Here is a 15169-nt window from a genome sequence, read left to right on the forward strand (position 1 = left end):
TTGTATGAACCTCCTCGAATGATAATTAGATCATATATTCTAACCGGCATTTACGCCAGAGTCAGACCGCTTAACCTTTAATTGACCCTATAGTAAGGCCCTTGGTGAAGTACTTCTGGAAGAACGGATAGATGAATAGAATCGGACCAATCGACAGCACGACCATAGCCATCCGCAGACTTTCGGTCGGAACGGATTCTTGTACCATCAGGGCGACACCGCTGCCTGCAAGCTGGGTTTTGAAGAATTCCGCCTGGCGGATCATCTGAATCATGACGTATTGCAAGGAGAATTTGTCGGTGTCATTAATGAATAGCATGGAGTTGAACCAGTCATTCCAATACATCAGTGTAGTGAACAGACCGATTGTAGCCAGAACAGGCAGGGAGATCGGAAGCACAAGCTGGAAGAATATCCGCCATTCCGAGGCCCCGTCAAGCTTGCCGGATTCAATCATCTCCTCCGGGATCGTCTGCTGGAAGAAGGTGCGGGTAATGAAGATATAGAAGGCATTGGACAGGCCGGGCAGAATCAGTGCAACCAGCGAGTCCTTCAGATCGAGATAGTTCACGTACAGCAGATAGAAGGGGACAAGCCCTCCCGAGAACAGCATGGTGATCAGCAGGTAGAAATTGAATGTCTTTTTAAAAGGAAAATCCTTCCGGTAAAGCGGGTACGCATATAGCGCAATCAGCAGCACGGCCAGAACAGTCCCGATAAGGGTAACGGTCAGGCTGACGCCATACGCTTTAACTAGTGTCTCCGAATGCTTGAACAGATATTGATACGCGGATGCGTCGATATGATCGGGCCAGAATTTGTATCCCTGCAGCGTCAATGTCTTCTCGTTTGTTAAGGAGATGGCAACAATGAGCAGGATCGGCAGGATACACGCCAGGCTGAAGGCGATGAAGAACACATGAAGTATAATCTGGGCGGTGGTAGAGCCCTTGGCGTAAGCGCTGGTTCGGGATGCAGTAGTCATTAGAATCCTCCGTTTCTAGAAAAGAGCCGTATCGCGGTTCAGCTTGCGGGCCAGAGCGTTCGCGCCTATGACCAGGAAGAAGCCGACGATGGACTGGTAGAAGTTCGCCGCTGAGGACATCCCCAGGTCGTTGAGCTGGATCAGGCCCCGGTAGACATAGGTGTCGATGACGTCCGTAGTCGAGCGCAGCGCACCGGAGTCCAGGGTCACATGGTAGAACAGCCCGAAGTCAGAGCGGAAGATGCCGCCCATATTAAGAATCGTGAGAATCACCATGATCGGCGTAAGCAGCGGCAGGGTAATCTTGGTGATCTGCTTCCATTTGCTGGCCCCGTCCATCACCGCAGCCTCATACAATTCTTCGCTGATGCCGGTGATGGCTGCAAGGTAGATGACACTGCCGATCCCGATAGAATGCCACATCTTGGTGATCCACAGAATGTAAGGCCATGCGTTAGGATGCATATAAGCGTTCACCGAGGAGTAGCCGAACATTGGCAGAATATGCTTGACCAGGAAGCCGTACTCCGGGTGCAGGAAGGCATAGACGATGAAGCTGACCACGACCATGGACAGGAAGTTCGGCATAATCATCACGGTCTGGAAGAACTTCGAAGCCAGCTTGCCCCGCACCTCATTGATTGCAATGGCCAGCGAGACGGAGAGAATGAGGCCTGAGATAATGAAGACCACATTATAGCCAACGGTGTTAATGGTTACCCGCAGAGCATCGGAGGTGGCGAAGAGGAAACGGAAGTTATCCAGCCCGGCCCAAGGACTGCCCATAATGCCGTCAATGTAGTTAATGTTCTTGAAGGCGATGAATAATCCGAACATCGGAATATAGCAGTTGATGAAAAAGATAATCGATGTGGGCAGCAGCATCAGCAGCAGCACCCGGTATCGCACGATATTGTGCAGCAGACGGCCGAAACGGCTCTGGGGCGGTGTCGCTAGCTTGGTCTTCATAGCTTGTGGTGCAGGATTTGCCATAAGTTCTAACCTCACTCTACTTGTTCTGGATGAATTTATTATAGTAGAGCGGAGGAACGGAATTCTCTCTTGCAAATGACCCTGTTTATTCAAAAATGACTTCATTGGGCAAAACTCCTGCTAAGCATTGAGACTTTTTTCACAGATGATTGCTCACATTGCAAGTAGTATGTTAGAATATCGGAATGCATTAACGCATCACCAATTTAATACAGTACAAGAGCTATGATTGCTATGGATCACACTATAGCAGGAGCAGCTTCTGGAGAGACTGCGGGGAACCGCAGCGCCGAAGGGTTCACAATCTCAGGCAGAAGGACAGAAGAGTACCGGATTTGTTTTTGCCGTGCGGATTAGCCGCCGCTGCAGAAGCTTATTTGGAACTTCTTATGAACCGGGAGATTGGATGATATCCAGTCTCCTTTTTGCGTATTTTCAGCGTTGAATTCATTAAGGGGGAAACAGTATGGCACAGACAGAGTTAAAGAGAGAGCTGGCGAACCGGCATGTCCAGCTTATCGCCATCGGAGGTACGATCGGCACAGGATTATTCCTGGGCTCAGGCAAGGCGATTCAGCAGGCCGGGCCTTCCATTATGCTCACGTATCTGATCGTGGGGATTGCCGTGTTTTTTGTGATGCGGGCGCTGGGGGAGCTGCTGCTCTCGAAGGCGGGGTATCAATCTTTTACAGACATTGCTGAGGATTACTTGGGGCCGCGTGCGGCGTACATTACGGGCTGGACCTATTGGTTCTGCTGGATTATGACGGCGATGGCCGATGTGATTGCAGTGGGCGTCTATGTGCAGTACTGGTTCGATATTCCGCAGTGGGTGCCGGCCGTGATCTGCCTGATCATTCTGCTTGGGCTCAATCTGCTCACGGTCAAAAGCTTCGGCGAACTCGAATTCTGGTTTGCTCTGATCAAGGTGGTTACGATTTTGGCCCTGATCGGCCTGGGCATTGTCCTGCTGGTGACCCAGTTCAAGACGGATGCAGGCTCAGTGTCGGTCCGCAATCTCTGGGAGCACGGGGGCGTGTTCCCGAACGGGGTGAAGGGCTTCTTATTTTCCTTCCAGATGGTGGTGTTCGCTTATGTCGGCGTGGAATTGGTGGGGGTATCGGCAGCGGAGACGGCTAATCCGGAGAAAAACATCCCGTCCGCGATCAACAAAATTCCGCTGCGGATTCTGTTCTTCTATGTAGGCGCGCTCTTCGTGCTGCTGTGCATTAACCCCTGGACCCAGCTTAGCGCGGCGGAAAGTCCGTTCGTGAGAACCTTCAGTCTGGTCGGGATTCCGGTTGCTGCGGGGATTATCAATTTCGTGGTCTTAACCTCGGCGGCCTCCGCCTGCAACAGCGGGATGTTCTCGACCAGCCGGATTCTCTACAATCTGAGCAGACGGAATCAGGCCTCCCCTCAGCTCGGCAAGCTGAACCGGAATCATGTACCTGCGAATTCCCTATTCATTTCTACTATAGTGATCTCTGCCGGGGCACTGCTCAGCAAGCTCATTCCGGGTCAGGCCTTCGGCATTGTGACTACGATCAGCGCCATTTGCTTCATCTGGGTCTGGGGTGTTGTGCTGGTCTGCCATATCAAGTACAAAAGGAACCGCCCGGACTTACATGCCACTTCCAAATTCAAAGCGCCATTCACCCCGGTGATGAACTATGCCGTCCTGACGCTGTTTGCTGCCATTCTTGTGATCATGCTCTTTGCCGATGAGACCCGTCCGGCGCTGCTGTTCACTCCGCTCTGGTTCATTCTGCTGTTCGTTCTGTACTCCATCAGAAGCCGTAAGGAGAAAAGTGATCAGGAAATCAGTATAATCAATACATAAACTGATTTCAGAATGAAGAGGGTGCAGCCGCCGCATGAACAAGACAGACCGCATGTTAGCCATCGTACTGGAGCTGCAGCGCAAAGGGGTCGTACGGGCAGAGGATCTGGCGTCCGTCTTCGAGACTAGCGTAAGAACCATCTACCGCGATATCCAAGCGCTTAGTGAAGCTGGAGTGCCGGTGGTAGGAGCTACAGGTCAGGGATATTCGCTGGTAAAAGGGTATTTCCTGCCCCCGGTCAGCTTCACAGCGGAGGAGGCAGTGACCCTGCTGATCGGAACGGATTTCGTGGAGCAGCGGTTCGATACGGAGTATGGTAACCGGGCCTCTGCAGCAGGCAGGAAGATTGAAGCGATTCTGCCGGATGATGTCAAGGAGAATGCCGCCCGGCTCCGCCAGAGCATCCTGCTGCTGAGTACCAGTAAAGATAAGCTGCAAGGACAGGAGAAGGAGTACATGGAGCAGATCCGCCGCGCGATTCTGGAGCAGCGGAAGATCAGCTTCGGGTATACGAAGGGCAGACAGGAAGCTGACGGAAGTCACCGGAGTGTCCGAACGGCCTCGCCGTATGGACTAGTCCTGAACAGAGGCGCCTGGACCCTGGTCGCCTGGTGCGGACTGCGGCAGGAGATCCGTCATTTCCGGTTATCCAGAATGAGCGGGCTTACCGTTCTGGATGACAGGTTTCAGGCGCCTGCGGATTTCGATCTGCATGAGTACCAGCCGGAGGATGACCGCCATGTACGCGTGCGCATTTTGGTTCAGCCGGAGATCGCGGGCAAGGCGGCTGAATCGGGTAACTTTTATCTGGAGGCAGTGGAGGACCAGGCTGACGGCAGACTTATGACCTTTCGCGTGCGCCAGCCCGAGGACCTGCTGCAATGGGTGCTTGGCTGGGGAGCAGGGGCGGTTGTCCTGGAGCCGGAAGCCTTGCGGAAGCTTGTGCGGGCGGAAGCGGCGGGAATGATGGAACGCTACTGACATAACGTAGTGATCGAGATGTACACAGCCGTCATCTGCTACAGATGGACCGTTTGAAGAATCCATGGTGAGGAGTTACCAACATGAAGCACCGGTTACGCCAATATATGACCCGCCTGACCACTCTCAGTGAAGCGGAGCAGCAGGCCATACTGGATGAGATTCTGGTGGAGGAATACAGCAAGGGAACCATTCTGCTCAGGCAGGGGGAGGTTCCCGGGAAGTGCTATTTCGTGTTACAAGGCTGCGTGCGGCAGCATAGCGTGGACATTACAGGCCGCGACATCACCTCTAACTTCTATACAGAGGAGCAGGCCATCGCGATCTTCAATGCGCATAAGGAGGATGCCTCTTCGGAATACAGCCTGACCTGTCTGGAGGACTGCGTACTGGTTGTCGGCGCGCTGAATACGGAGCAGGCCATGTACGCCAAGCATACGCAGCTGGAGGGGATGACCCGCCGGATGATCGAGGAGAACTTCGGTCAGATGCAGGAGGCATTCGCTGCTTTTGTGGCCGCTTCCCCCGAAGACCGTCTGAAGACACTGATGCAGACAAGACCCGGATTGATCAGCCGCGTCCCCCAGCATCAGCTGGCCAGCTATCTCGGCATGACCCCGGAGTCCCTAAGCCGGATTAAGAAGCGGCTGCAGCGTGAACGCGCGGAGCCGGAATTCTGAACAGCAGCCATATCCCGAGTCCCAGCTCCCCGGCGGTCATCGGCAGTATAAATATCCACTTCACCATCTGGATGAACCCCGTATATTCTGGCACGAGTAAGCTGCACAGATGCAATGCCATATAACCGAAGCCTGCCAGCAGCAGCAATACACTGAGGGGCTTCGGAATATTCTCCGCCCGAACCGCAAGTAATCCTACCACGAGCAGATGCCCGCCGAATAGAATCAGCCCCGCCGACCATACCGCCTCGAATCCCTGAAGAGCAAGCATAACCTCCCCCTGTAATTGTCCTATGGTGAAGCCGGAGAGTTCCGGTGCACTTCCTCCTGTAAGCAGGGAAACCACGATCAGACTCGACACAGCTACCCCCAATACCGCCGTATAAGCCAGGCGCAGCCAGGCCCCCAGCAGGGATAGACCCGGATGTACAGGCCTCAGAACCTGATATAACGCCCAGGCAGCCACAACGTCACAGGCGATGATTACGATCCACCCGAGGATTTCGGCCCTGAACAGCGAAGGAGAGGACTGAAGACGGGCGAAGGTAGCGGCGGCATCCCCATTCACCACAACACTTCCATGAATATATCCATACGAGAATGCGGCGGCAATTGCCATTACAATGAGTGAGATTCCCCCGGTACGTGCCACTGTTGCTGACATTGGTATAACCCCCTGATTAGATATTAATTGGTGGTTACATTGTACGGGGTCGGCGGGCAGGGGTTCATTGACTTAAGATAAGAGGGGAATGTTTAATTTTAAATATTAAGAATTGAATAAAGGATAGCAATCAAAAAATGTCGAACCTTAGTTTAGGATATTGCTGAGCAATGAAGCAAACTGAATAAAAGGAGACCCGCACCTATGAAAAACATCGTACGCTCCCTTGAAGATATAGTGAATCTGGCACCCATCCTGAAAGCTGCTTTTCCTTATGATCTGTCGGTTGCGGTCTGTGACACTGAGAAGTTTCTCGTCTATTACCCTGGGGATTCCATTGATCTGGGGATTAGCGCCGGGCAGATTATTCACGCAGACGAACCTCTGTATCATGCACTGAAAAATGATGAATACTCAAGGGCCAATGTTCCCAAAGAGTATTATGGATACGAATTTGTGGGTACGGTCCTTCCGGTACATGGAGAGGATGAACGTGTCTGCGGGGCGGTCTGCATTCAGGTGCGCAGACAGACCGAGCTGCGGGAAATTGCCGACCGGATGACACTGTCCCTGAATCAGGCTAATGCGCGGATCGTGCAGGTAGCGGACGGGTCTAACCAGTTGGCCGACTTCTCACAGAAGCTGCTGGCCCAGTCAGAGACCACTGCTGCAAGTGTCCAAAAAAGCGATGATGTGCTGGCCGTCCTGAGGAAGGTTGCCGACCAGACGCATCTGCTTGGAATTAATGCGGCCATTGAGGCCGCCCATGCCGGAGAGAAGGGCCGGGGCTTCGACATTGTCGCCAGAGAAATCCGCAAGTTCTCACAGGAGACCGAGCAATCCGCACAGCGGATACGGGACACCCTGCGGGAGATCCAGACAGCGATGAAGGGAATCGGCCAATCCATCGGTCAGATTGCTTCGGTGGGGCAAGAGCAGGCAGCTTCAACGGAAGAGATGTCCAGCTTCATTCAGGAGATCCGGGCGATGTCGGAGCAATTGAACCAGTTCGCGCAGAAGCTGTGAGGCAAGTGTGGAAGCTGCCTGCATAGGCCCGCGAATCTTACAGATGTGCGATCAGTGTGGCCGCCAGCGCCAGGAAGGCCGGGAGTCCTTGCATCAGCAGAATGGATCTCTTGGAGGTGAGTCCGCCATAGATCGCCGCAACCGCCACGCAGATGAGGAAGAACAATTGCAGCTGGTACCCGAAGTCCGCGCTCGGATGCAGCAGGCCCCAGATTAGACCGGCTGCCAGGAAGCCGTTATACAAGCCCTGGTTGGCAGCAAGCGACTTCGTCTCCCGGGAGAAGGCAGGGGAGGTTCCGAATGCCTTCTGTGCTCTCGGGGTGGTCCACAGAAACATCTCCAGTACAAGTATGTACACATGCTCTAGTGCTACTAAGGCTACAAGAATTAAACTTACAGTCATCATAACGAGTCCCTCTTTTCAAGTGATAGGAATAGGAATTTACATTGCGCAAAATATAATTTTACAAACCTAAATATAACCAAATATTTGCCTTTTGTCAATTTATTGCATCCATATTGTAAGGGAGGAAGGAAATGTACATCAGAACACTGGCCCCCTCGGACGCCGAAAGCTACCGGGCGCTTCGTTTGCAGTCGCTGCAGCAGCACCCTGAAGCGTTCCTTAGCTCCTATGAATCGGAAGTGAAATTATCCACCGAGACGACCCGGATCAAGCTGGACCCCTCGGACGGGCATTTCACCCTGGGCGCCTTCTTGGACGGGGAGCAGAGGCTGGCGGGAATGGCTACCTTGTTCCGGGAGAGCAGGCCCAAGATTCAGCACAAAGCTCATGTCTATGCAGTATATGTAGATCCGGATGCCCGTAAACATGGCACGGGACGCGCGCTGATGCTGGAGCTGATTGCCCGGGCGAAGGCCGCACCGGGGCTGGAGCTGCTGACGCTGACCGTAACCTCCAATAACGTTCCGGCCAAAAGACTCTACGAATCCCTGGGATTCATCCGCTACGGCACAGAGCCGAAGGCGATGAAGCTAGGCAGTGAGTATCTGGATGAGGATCTGATGGTGCTGATGCTGTAAAATACAGCAAAAGCCCCTCCCGCCTTGTCGGCAGAAGGGGCAAAGCTGAAGAGTTAGTAGCTTACTTCGCAGACTTTCCGCTCAGGATGGCCTTCACTTGGCTGACCATTGCCGCTGCGTCAGCGCTGGTGACGCCGTCCTGCGGACGGAAGCTTCCGTCTTGATCCAGCTTCACGATCTTGAGGGCAAGCGCGGTTTGAATGGCTCCTGAGTTCAGGGTATTGATCTTGTCATTATCCTTGATCTCTACCGGGATCAGCTTGATCATCGGTAGTTGGGCGCTGGTCTGGAGCGTGTTAATCAGCAGATAGGTGAACGATTCGCGGGTTACGCTCATATTCGGATCGATTTTGATCTGAATATTCACCTCAGGTCCGGCAGCGTCCTTGATGAACTGGACGGCTTCTGTTGCGGTAATCGTCCCGCTCACCGCACCGGGTGCCGGATGTGCCTTCAGATAGGCCAGTGCATTGCTGATGGCTACTGCCGCTTCCGCACGGGTGATCTCCTGTTTCGGGTTAAGCTTGCCGCTGCCATCCAGCTTCAGGGCACCGTAATTCAGCGCACGCTGAAGGGCACCGGAGTAGTCTGCCTTCACCTGATCCTGATCGGCATACTCCACCACCACTGGCTTAATCATCGGCAGACGGTTCGTGTTCTCCATCGCATCAATGAGCTGGTAGGTAAACTCTTCGCGGGTCAGCTTCTCACCAGGCTTCAGATCTGCCGGCAGGTCCAAGCCGTGCACACCGGCAATAATCAGCGCCTGTGCGTACCAGGCGGAGTCACTCGCGTTCTTGAAATAGTCGGTGGCATGCGGCTCTTTCACGAACCGGATCGTATCCAGATTCAGATCAAGCGCACTCACGATCATCTGCACCCCCTGGGCTGCTGTGATGCTGAGGTTCGGGCCGAACAGATCTGCGCTGATGCCTTTAATCAGGCCGCTGTTCTGAAGCGCGATAATCTTGTCTTTATCCTGCACGTTATCGATATCCTTGAAGGCTGCGGCCGAGGCGAATTGTTGTCCTGTGAAGCTGAGCGCCAGAGCGGCGGCTGCGGATAGGGTTATCATCTTGAATGCATTCTTCATGTCCAGTCACCTCGCAAGAGTAGTTTGTGGTTTAATTGTGATCATAGACGGCGGCTTAGTCAAAAAGGTTCCAGCAAAAATAAAATAATCAAAATCATATAAAAAAGCACTGGCCGCATTGGGCTAGTGCCGTTTTCTCATACAAATCTCCTGCCATCTCATAAGCCATCCGTACTGCTCATCACAGAATTCTTTCGATACAGACTGTAGGCCCTGGCAGCGGACAATGCGGGATATAATCTGATAATGCCTTACCGCAATGAAGTCGAAAATCGCGTAGACCTCATTGTCACTCAGGGTTCTTACCGTACAATACCCGGTATAAAAGCGTTCGAATAAACGCTGAGTAGCATCATACATTGTGTCGTGATATCGATTGAAATGAGTAGCGTCTGACATGTATGCCACGTCCATGCCGGGATAGTCGCCGGAGGCATCATCAAAATCCATAAAGATATACTGCCCGTGGCAGTCCCTAATCATGTTGCCTGTATGAAGGTCTCCGTGGCAAAAGCCCTGTGGGAGCTTGGACATACGGCCCCACAATTCATTTCCATATTGTTCAAGAGCAGCCATGGAATTTGAATCACAGTCCAGTTCGCTCATAATAGAGAGATAATCATCAATATATTCATTTTTTGTCCGGTGAATCAGTTGTTCTTCAGGGTAGTTGTGCATTAGCTTATGAAGCTCGGCTGTCTGGTGACCGATAAGCTGCGCTTCGGCAAGTCCATCAGGATTGTCACCCTCTACATAGTCGTAGAGCACAGCGGTAAGCCAGCCCTCCTGAGCTTCAAGAAGAATGTGGTTCTTGTGTCTGGCAGTCCGCAGGACCGTCACAGCCGGAAAGGAATGAGTCTGCAAATAGTCAAGAATTCGAAGAGACTGCATGGCATCGGCTGTTTTGAAGCTGCGGTATATTTTGAGCACATAACACTTACCCCCGCCCTCTGCAAAATAAACCGAGCCAATCATTTCCCGGTGAAGCTTGATCTGCTCAATACGTAACAAATAGGATTTGTTAATCTCACGGATAAGATGATCATGGTTCATCTAGCAGCGTCCCCTTTTATTAATGGCTCCAACTGCTATTCATTATCCTATGGGAGAAAGACAGATGTATAGAGAAAGATTAGTTATAATTATACCTCCGCCGCAACAATCTGATTCCGGCCCTGATGCTTAGCGGCGTACAGGGCTTTATCGGCAGACTTGAACAGTTCGTTCAGGTAGGTGGTCGCATCCATGGCAGGCGGGATCTTGAATTCAGCGATGCTGAGCAGCCCCAGGCTGATGGTGATGGACACAGGCTCATCGATATAATCGATGCGGATGGTGTTGTGTTCAACCTCGGATTTGAGCTGTTCGGCCAGCAGCCGCGCCTCGGCTCCATTCGTATCCGGCAAATAGATGATGAATTCCTCTCCGCCGTAGCGGGCCAGGATATCGGAAGGCCGCAGGCTGCGCTGCAGCAGCTCTACCGTGCTGCACAGGACCACATCTCCGGCGAGATGGCCGTGCTGGTCGTTGATTTTTTTGAAAAAATCGATGTCGATCAGTATAATAGTCGAAGGTGTCCGGGTATCGCTAACCCGTAGCACATCCTGCTCCAATTGCTGCATCAGAAAATGCCGGTTGTAGCAGCCGGTCAGGCTGTCGGTGATCGCAAGCTTCCTGAGCTTACCGTTCGACTGGAACAGCTCCGCCTGCACCTTCACCAGCGAGTCGTTGCGTTCCTTCAGGATGAGATTTTGCTGGTTCGTCTCATCGATGAGCCGCCGGATCTCAGTAACATTCTGGAAGGTAACAATTCGTCCGACCCTGCTGCCGCTCACCATAATCGGTGCTGCATGAATACTGACAACCATTTGGATCAGAGGATGCAGAATTTCAACCTCAGCCGACTCCAGCGGATACTCGCGGTATTTCTGCAGGAAGGGTTCAATCTCCATAGGCGGGCCATCCGGCAGATAGCTGCTCATGTTGAACGTCGCACCGGTCACAAGCGGGATATAGGGGTGCAGGGAATGATTGATCTCTACGACTTGCTCCTGATCATCCAGGACAAGAATTCCGTATTCCATGGTATTGATAATATCCTGATGGGCGATAGTTACGATATCGAACACTTTGTCCTGGTGGATCGTGATCACAAAGAACGTGGCTGACACCACTATACCCAGTGAAGTGAAGCCCGGAATTACCGGCAGATAGTCGTCCAGAATGACATTGAGAAGGACATCGATCATAAGGAAGACGAATAACGCCGTAATGCCTTTGAGCATATACATAACCTGATTCTTGATCCTCGCGGCCTGATTAGAGGTCAGAGCCACGTATACGACATACATGGACACGAGGGCATTAATCACTAGAAAGGTCATGCTGATCCAGAAAATAGGTCCGTAGATCCGCTCCACATATCCGCCGTTCACCGGACGGACGAACCATCCATAAGGATTGAGCACCACTCCAAGGGAGGTCAGGACTGCAGGGATCAGCAGCGCGGCCATTACTTTTTTAGTAAGGAGTTGGGATTGTCCTGCGAGCAGAATCGTGAAGAAGATCCAACCCAGACCCAGCAGAGAAGCATCCACGAACGCAAGCTTCACATAAAAGAGCTGATAGAGAGGATCATCGACGGTCCTTATGGCAAACTGGCAGTAGGGCCAGATCAGCATGGAGAAATGGAACGCTAAATAGACCTTGTGCAGCTTGGTAATGGTGACCGTAGCCACGATATAGATGAGCAGCAGGAACAGAAGGAAGCACATAATCAGGTCAATCCAAGAGGCTAAGGCCAATATATTACACCTTCTTGATTTTAATAGTATTTATTGATTTTTGTGGGTCTAAGGTCTTATATATTGTTTTTAATATATAATTAGCGTGTGCAGATTACAAGATTTTTAGATAAATCTATCGGAAAATATTGGATTGGGAGGGGACCGCATGAAGTCTATTAGCGTGCAGAGTCTTGTAGAGAAATTCCAGCTGGAGGTGCTCGCCGGAGCGGGCGGGATGGACCGGAACATCACTCGTTCAAGGACGCACAGACCAGGTCTGGAGTTTGTTGGTTATTTTGATTTTTTTCCGATGGAGCGGGTGCAGGTCCTTGGACGTAAAGAGATCAACTACCTGTTAACGCTGAGTGTAGAGGAGCGGATGCTGCATATCGGCAACATCGTCAAATACCATCCGCCGTGCTTCATCGTGACCAGCGGCCAGCAGGAGATTCCTTATCTGACGCTGTTCTGTGACCAGGAGGGCATTCCGCTGCTGCGGACGCCGGAGGTGACCACCGAGTTCATCGCTAAGCTGGACAGCTTCCTGGTGAAGACGCTGGCGCCGGAACTGTCGATCCACGGGGTATGCGTTAACGTATCGGGGATCGGCATCCTGCTGCGGGGCAAGTCGGGGATTGGCAAGAGCGAGACGGCGCATACGTTGATCCGCAGGGGCCACCGCTTCGTGGCTGATGATATTGTGGTGCTGAAGAAGCTGGGTCCGGCGACCCTCCTCGGGACCCATAATGAGACCACGCGTGAATTCCTGGCGCTGCGCAGCATCGGCCTGATCAACGTTGTGCGGCAGTACGGGCGGCGGGCGTTCCAGGATGAGACGCGGATCGTGCTCGATATTGAGCTTGCCCCCTGGCAGGAGAATTCGCTCAATAATGAGCTGGAGTTGGTGCCCCAGTTCACCGAATATCTCGGGGTGCAGATCCCGCATATCGAAGTCCAGCTTCAGCCGGGCCGCGATGTAGCCGGTCTGATTGAAGCGGCTGCGAACAACTGGTATCTCAAGCAACTGGGCTACAGCGCGGTGGAAGAATTCATGCAGCGGATTGAGGACGGGATGCAGTCTTAAGGAACGACAGGGAATGAAGGCCCACACTCCTGGGCAACTTAGAGGAAAGACAGCAAGGGAGTGAGTCCGTAAATGGCGAGAAGAAGCAGACAATATGCTGTACCAGGGTCCGCCCAGGGAATGCAGACGTTCAAAGCGGAGGTTATGAGGCAGGAAGGATATCACGTAGATCCCAATCACCCGGACGATGTGAAATACGAGGTAGCCAAAGAGCTAGGCATCCCATTGCAGGCCGGAAATAACGGCAATCTGACCACCGAGTCGGCCGGACAGATTGGCGGCCGCATCGGAGGTTCCATGGTTCGTGAGATGGTGCGTCTGGCACAGGAGCAGCTGGCGGGTAAGCAGAAGTCTTAGAATGAAGTGGGTTAACATTCAGATTCATATCTATATCCATGCTCAAGAGATCCCTTTTTAATTGTTGAAGGGATCTAATTATTTTAGTGCCGGTTAAGCCAAACCCTTAGGTTGTAATTCCATTGTCCAAAAAACTCATCGCCATGAATCAATGATTGATATATTGGCTCCAGGAAATCAACAAGACATTTCATCAAATCCTGAAACGTGAGCGGTTCCTCTATACCTAGACGATTGATGAATGCCAACCATTGCTTTAAACGGCTGTCATCATCAGCAAATGTAGTCTGAAACAAAGGATGATCCTTTTCCAAGATTGTCCCACGACGCTGAAAGGTTTCATACACCGCCTCATACAGTACACGCCCATCAAAATCATTGGTGCTCAGGAGCGTATAAATATCATAAAAATCCTTCATTCGGCTGTTCATGACAGATAATGTAATCATGACTTCGAACTTTTCGGAAATGACGGATTCCTTCGAGTAGGCTTGCACCTGCGGGGCTTCCATCTTAAGCAGAACCGGATATTCAATAAGTTGCGGCTTAGGAACTACGACATCGCCAAATCCGATATCAAATTGCAGGCTCTTTCTCATTCTCCCCAGAAGCGCCGTTACCTTGATTCTTACCCCCTCATAATCGGCATCCTCTTTAATTCTCTCCGTTGTCATGTTGTCCAGCTGAAATTCAACTCCATCTAAAGGAACGTCAATCGAACAAATTGTCACAAATGAATCTCTTAAAATTTCAAGCTCATTTGCAATCTGTCTGGCGAGAAAATCAACGTCTTTAGTTGGACGCGCCTTGAGCTGAGTTTGCGAGAATAGAAACAGCCCTCCCTTTAAGATGAATTTGTCCCGATAATCCGATATAGACAAGCGGTATAAGAAGCGCTCTTGAAAGTACAGGAGCAGCAGGTATCGAATGCTTTTCCTGAGGTCTTGGCAATATTTTTTAAACGTTCGGCAACAGAGGCAGGGATATTTTTAATATCACTCATCAGATCAACACCTCGAGATATTTTTGCAAAACTGTCCGTATCCGCAACTGATCGGCAAAGGAAACTAATTTCGTTATATTTTTATGAGGAGATCGAAGGTAGTTTCTCAAACCCTCTTTCATCAAATCTATCCCAATCTTTTCACGGTATCGCACGATATCGCAAATTGTTTTTTCGCGGTTGTAGATTTTAACGGTGGCCCCCTCTATATTAATATGGTCTATTCCTACTTTATACTGAGCTTCTGCAAAAAACATAACTTTAATGGGCGGATAGTCTGGAATCCTCGGTTTCTTTCCTCCACGATGAATGGCAATTTGATATTCCCAAGGATGATATGTGGTCAGTTCATAATAGGATAGGGCGGAGAGGAGGCAAATGACTCCTTTGGGAACCAGCCGTGACACTTCAAGCATTTCACTTATTGGTTCGTTTCCCGCGCTCGCAAGCCGATAAACTCCTTGTTTTACCCGTTCAATTTCACCGATGGATTCCAGCTTTTTCACATAATAAGGGGATATCCCTGCTTCTAAGAAATCTCTCGTTCGGGCAAAACCATTATGCTTCTCTAGAACTCGCATCGCCCTCGTCACAATCTGCTCGTTCATGAACTCACCTCCATTCACAAT

At 51.4% G+C, this 15169-nt stretch carries 16 protein-coding genes and 1 riboswitch; of the genes, 7 read left to right on the forward strand and 9 right to left on the reverse strand.

What is annotated here, in order from left to right:
- Positions 1 to 70: 70 nt before the first annotated feature.
- On the reverse strand, positions 71 to 985 hold the full coding sequence (locus ACFSX3_RS08845) for a carbohydrate ABC transporter permease (protein ID WP_209986896.1): 915 nt from the start codon (positions 983 to 985) through the stop codon (positions 71 to 73).
- Between the two features lie 15 nt (positions 986 to 1000).
- Entirely contained in the window at positions 1001 to 1978 is a 978-nt protein-coding gene (locus tag ACFSX3_RS08850; protein WP_379254415.1) for an ABC transporter permease, read from the reverse strand.
- 252 nt (positions 1979 to 2230) lie between these two features.
- A riboswitch (glycine riboswitch) is annotated at positions 2231 to 2310 on the forward strand.
- A gap of 134 nt (positions 2311 to 2444) precedes the next feature.
- Here ACFSX3_RS08850 and ACFSX3_RS08855 point away from each other — a divergent pair.
- The 3 genes from ACFSX3_RS08855 (at position 2445) to ACFSX3_RS08865 (ending at position 5483) form a co-directional block, all read left to right on the forward strand.
- On the forward strand, positions 2445 to 3821 hold the full coding sequence (locus ACFSX3_RS08855; protein ID WP_209986894.1) for an amino acid permease: 1377 nt from the start codon (positions 2445 to 2447) through the stop codon (positions 3819 to 3821).
- 34 nt (positions 3822 to 3855) lie between these two features.
- The gene (locus ACFSX3_RS08860; RefSeq protein WP_209986890.1) at positions 3856 to 4803 is read left to right on the forward strand and encodes a helix-turn-helix transcriptional regulator; all 948 of its coding nucleotides are present in this window, start codon (positions 3856 to 3858) and stop codon (positions 4801 to 4803) included.
- 83 nt (positions 4804 to 4886) lie between these two features.
- Positions 4887 to 5483 (forward strand): Crp/Fnr family transcriptional regulator, encoded by a 597-nt coding sequence (locus ACFSX3_RS08865; protein WP_209986887.1) that lies wholly within the window; start codon positions 4887 to 4889, stop codon positions 5481 to 5483.
- Here the strand turns inward: ACFSX3_RS08865 and ACFSX3_RS08870 are convergent.
- Entirely contained in the window at positions 5440 to 6147 is a 708-nt protein-coding gene (locus tag ACFSX3_RS08870; RefSeq protein ID WP_209986885.1) for a DUF4386 domain-containing protein, read from the reverse strand. The two genes, ACFSX3_RS08865 and ACFSX3_RS08870, sit on opposite strands and share 44 nt — an antisense overlap.
- A 204-nt stretch (positions 6148 to 6351) precedes the next feature.
- On the opposite strand from ACFSX3_RS08870, the gene ACFSX3_RS08875 reads away from it, so the two are divergent.
- The gene (locus ACFSX3_RS08875; RefSeq protein WP_209986882.1) at positions 6352 to 7173 is read left to right on the forward strand and encodes a methyl-accepting chemotaxis protein; all 822 of its coding nucleotides are present in this window, start codon (positions 6352 to 6354) and stop codon (positions 7171 to 7173) included.
- A gap of 37 nt (positions 7174 to 7210) precedes the next feature.
- Here ACFSX3_RS08875 and ACFSX3_RS08880 read toward each other — a convergent pair whose 3' ends face one another.
- Positions 7211 to 7579: a DUF1304 domain-containing protein gene (locus ACFSX3_RS08880; protein WP_173134153.1), complete on the reverse strand. Its 369-nt coding sequence runs from the start codon at positions 7577 to 7579 to the stop codon at positions 7211 to 7213.
- Between the two features lie 131 nt (positions 7580 to 7710).
- Between ACFSX3_RS08880 and ACFSX3_RS08885 the strand changes: the two genes are divergently transcribed.
- Positions 7711 to 8217, forward strand: coding sequence for a GNAT family N-acetyltransferase (locus tag ACFSX3_RS08885; protein ID WP_209986879.1), 507 nt, complete (start codon positions 7711 to 7713; stop codon positions 8215 to 8217).
- 61 nt (positions 8218 to 8278) lie between these two features.
- On the opposite strand, the gene ACFSX3_RS08890 is transcribed toward ACFSX3_RS08885, so the two are convergent.
- From ACFSX3_RS08890 to ACFSX3_RS08900, 3 genes are all read right to left on the reverse strand, one after another.
- On the reverse strand, positions 8279 to 9310 hold the full coding sequence (locus ACFSX3_RS08890) for an S-layer homology domain-containing protein (RefSeq protein WP_209986877.1): 1032 nt from the start codon (positions 9308 to 9310) through the stop codon (positions 8279 to 8281).
- A 123-nt stretch (positions 9311 to 9433) separates the two neighbouring features.
- Positions 9434 to 10363, reverse strand: a complete 930-nt coding sequence (locus ACFSX3_RS08895; protein ID WP_209986874.1) for a phosphotransferase enzyme family protein — start codon at positions 10361 to 10363, stop codon at positions 9434 to 9436.
- Between the two features lie 89 nt (positions 10364 to 10452).
- On the reverse strand, positions 10453 to 12114 hold the full coding sequence (locus ACFSX3_RS08900) for a histidine kinase N-terminal 7TM domain-containing diguanylate cyclase (RefSeq protein ID WP_209986872.1): 1662 nt from the start codon (positions 12112 to 12114) through the stop codon (positions 10453 to 10455).
- 148 nt (positions 12115 to 12262) lie between these two features.
- On the opposite strand from ACFSX3_RS08900, the gene hprK reads away from it, so the two are divergent.
- Together hprK and ACFSX3_RS08910 are read left to right on the forward strand one after the other, a co-directional pair.
- A complete protein-coding gene (gene hprK / locus ACFSX3_RS08905; protein ID WP_209986869.1) occupies positions 12263 to 13180 on the forward strand; it encodes an HPr(Ser) kinase/phosphatase in 918 nt (305 codons plus the stop codon).
- A 72-nt stretch (positions 13181 to 13252) separates the two neighbouring features.
- Positions 13253 to 13537, forward strand: coding sequence for an alpha/beta-type small acid-soluble spore protein (locus ACFSX3_RS08910; RefSeq protein ID WP_209986866.1), 285 nt, complete (start codon positions 13253 to 13255; stop codon positions 13535 to 13537).
- Between the two features lie 83 nt (positions 13538 to 13620).
- Here ACFSX3_RS08910 and ACFSX3_RS08915 read toward each other — a convergent pair whose 3' ends face one another.
- Both ACFSX3_RS08915 and ACFSX3_RS08920 read right to left on the reverse strand, forming a co-directional pair.
- On the reverse strand, positions 13621 to 14418 hold the full coding sequence (locus tag ACFSX3_RS08915) for a nucleotidyl transferase AbiEii/AbiGii toxin family protein (protein WP_379312811.1): 798 nt from the start codon (positions 14416 to 14418) through the stop codon (positions 13621 to 13623).
- Between the two features lie 121 nt (positions 14419 to 14539).
- Positions 14540 to 15148 (reverse strand): type IV toxin-antitoxin system AbiEi family antitoxin domain-containing protein, encoded by a 609-nt coding sequence (locus ACFSX3_RS08920; RefSeq protein ID WP_209986863.1) that lies wholly within the window; start codon positions 15146 to 15148, stop codon positions 14540 to 14542.
- Between the last annotated feature and the right edge of the window lie 21 nt (positions 15149 to 15169).

The sequence above is a fragment of the Paenibacillus rhizoplanae genome (genome assembly GCF_042684125.1).
Lineage (GTDB): Bacteria > Bacillota > Bacilli > Paenibacillales > Paenibacillaceae > Paenibacillus_AQ > Paenibacillus_AQ rhizoplanae.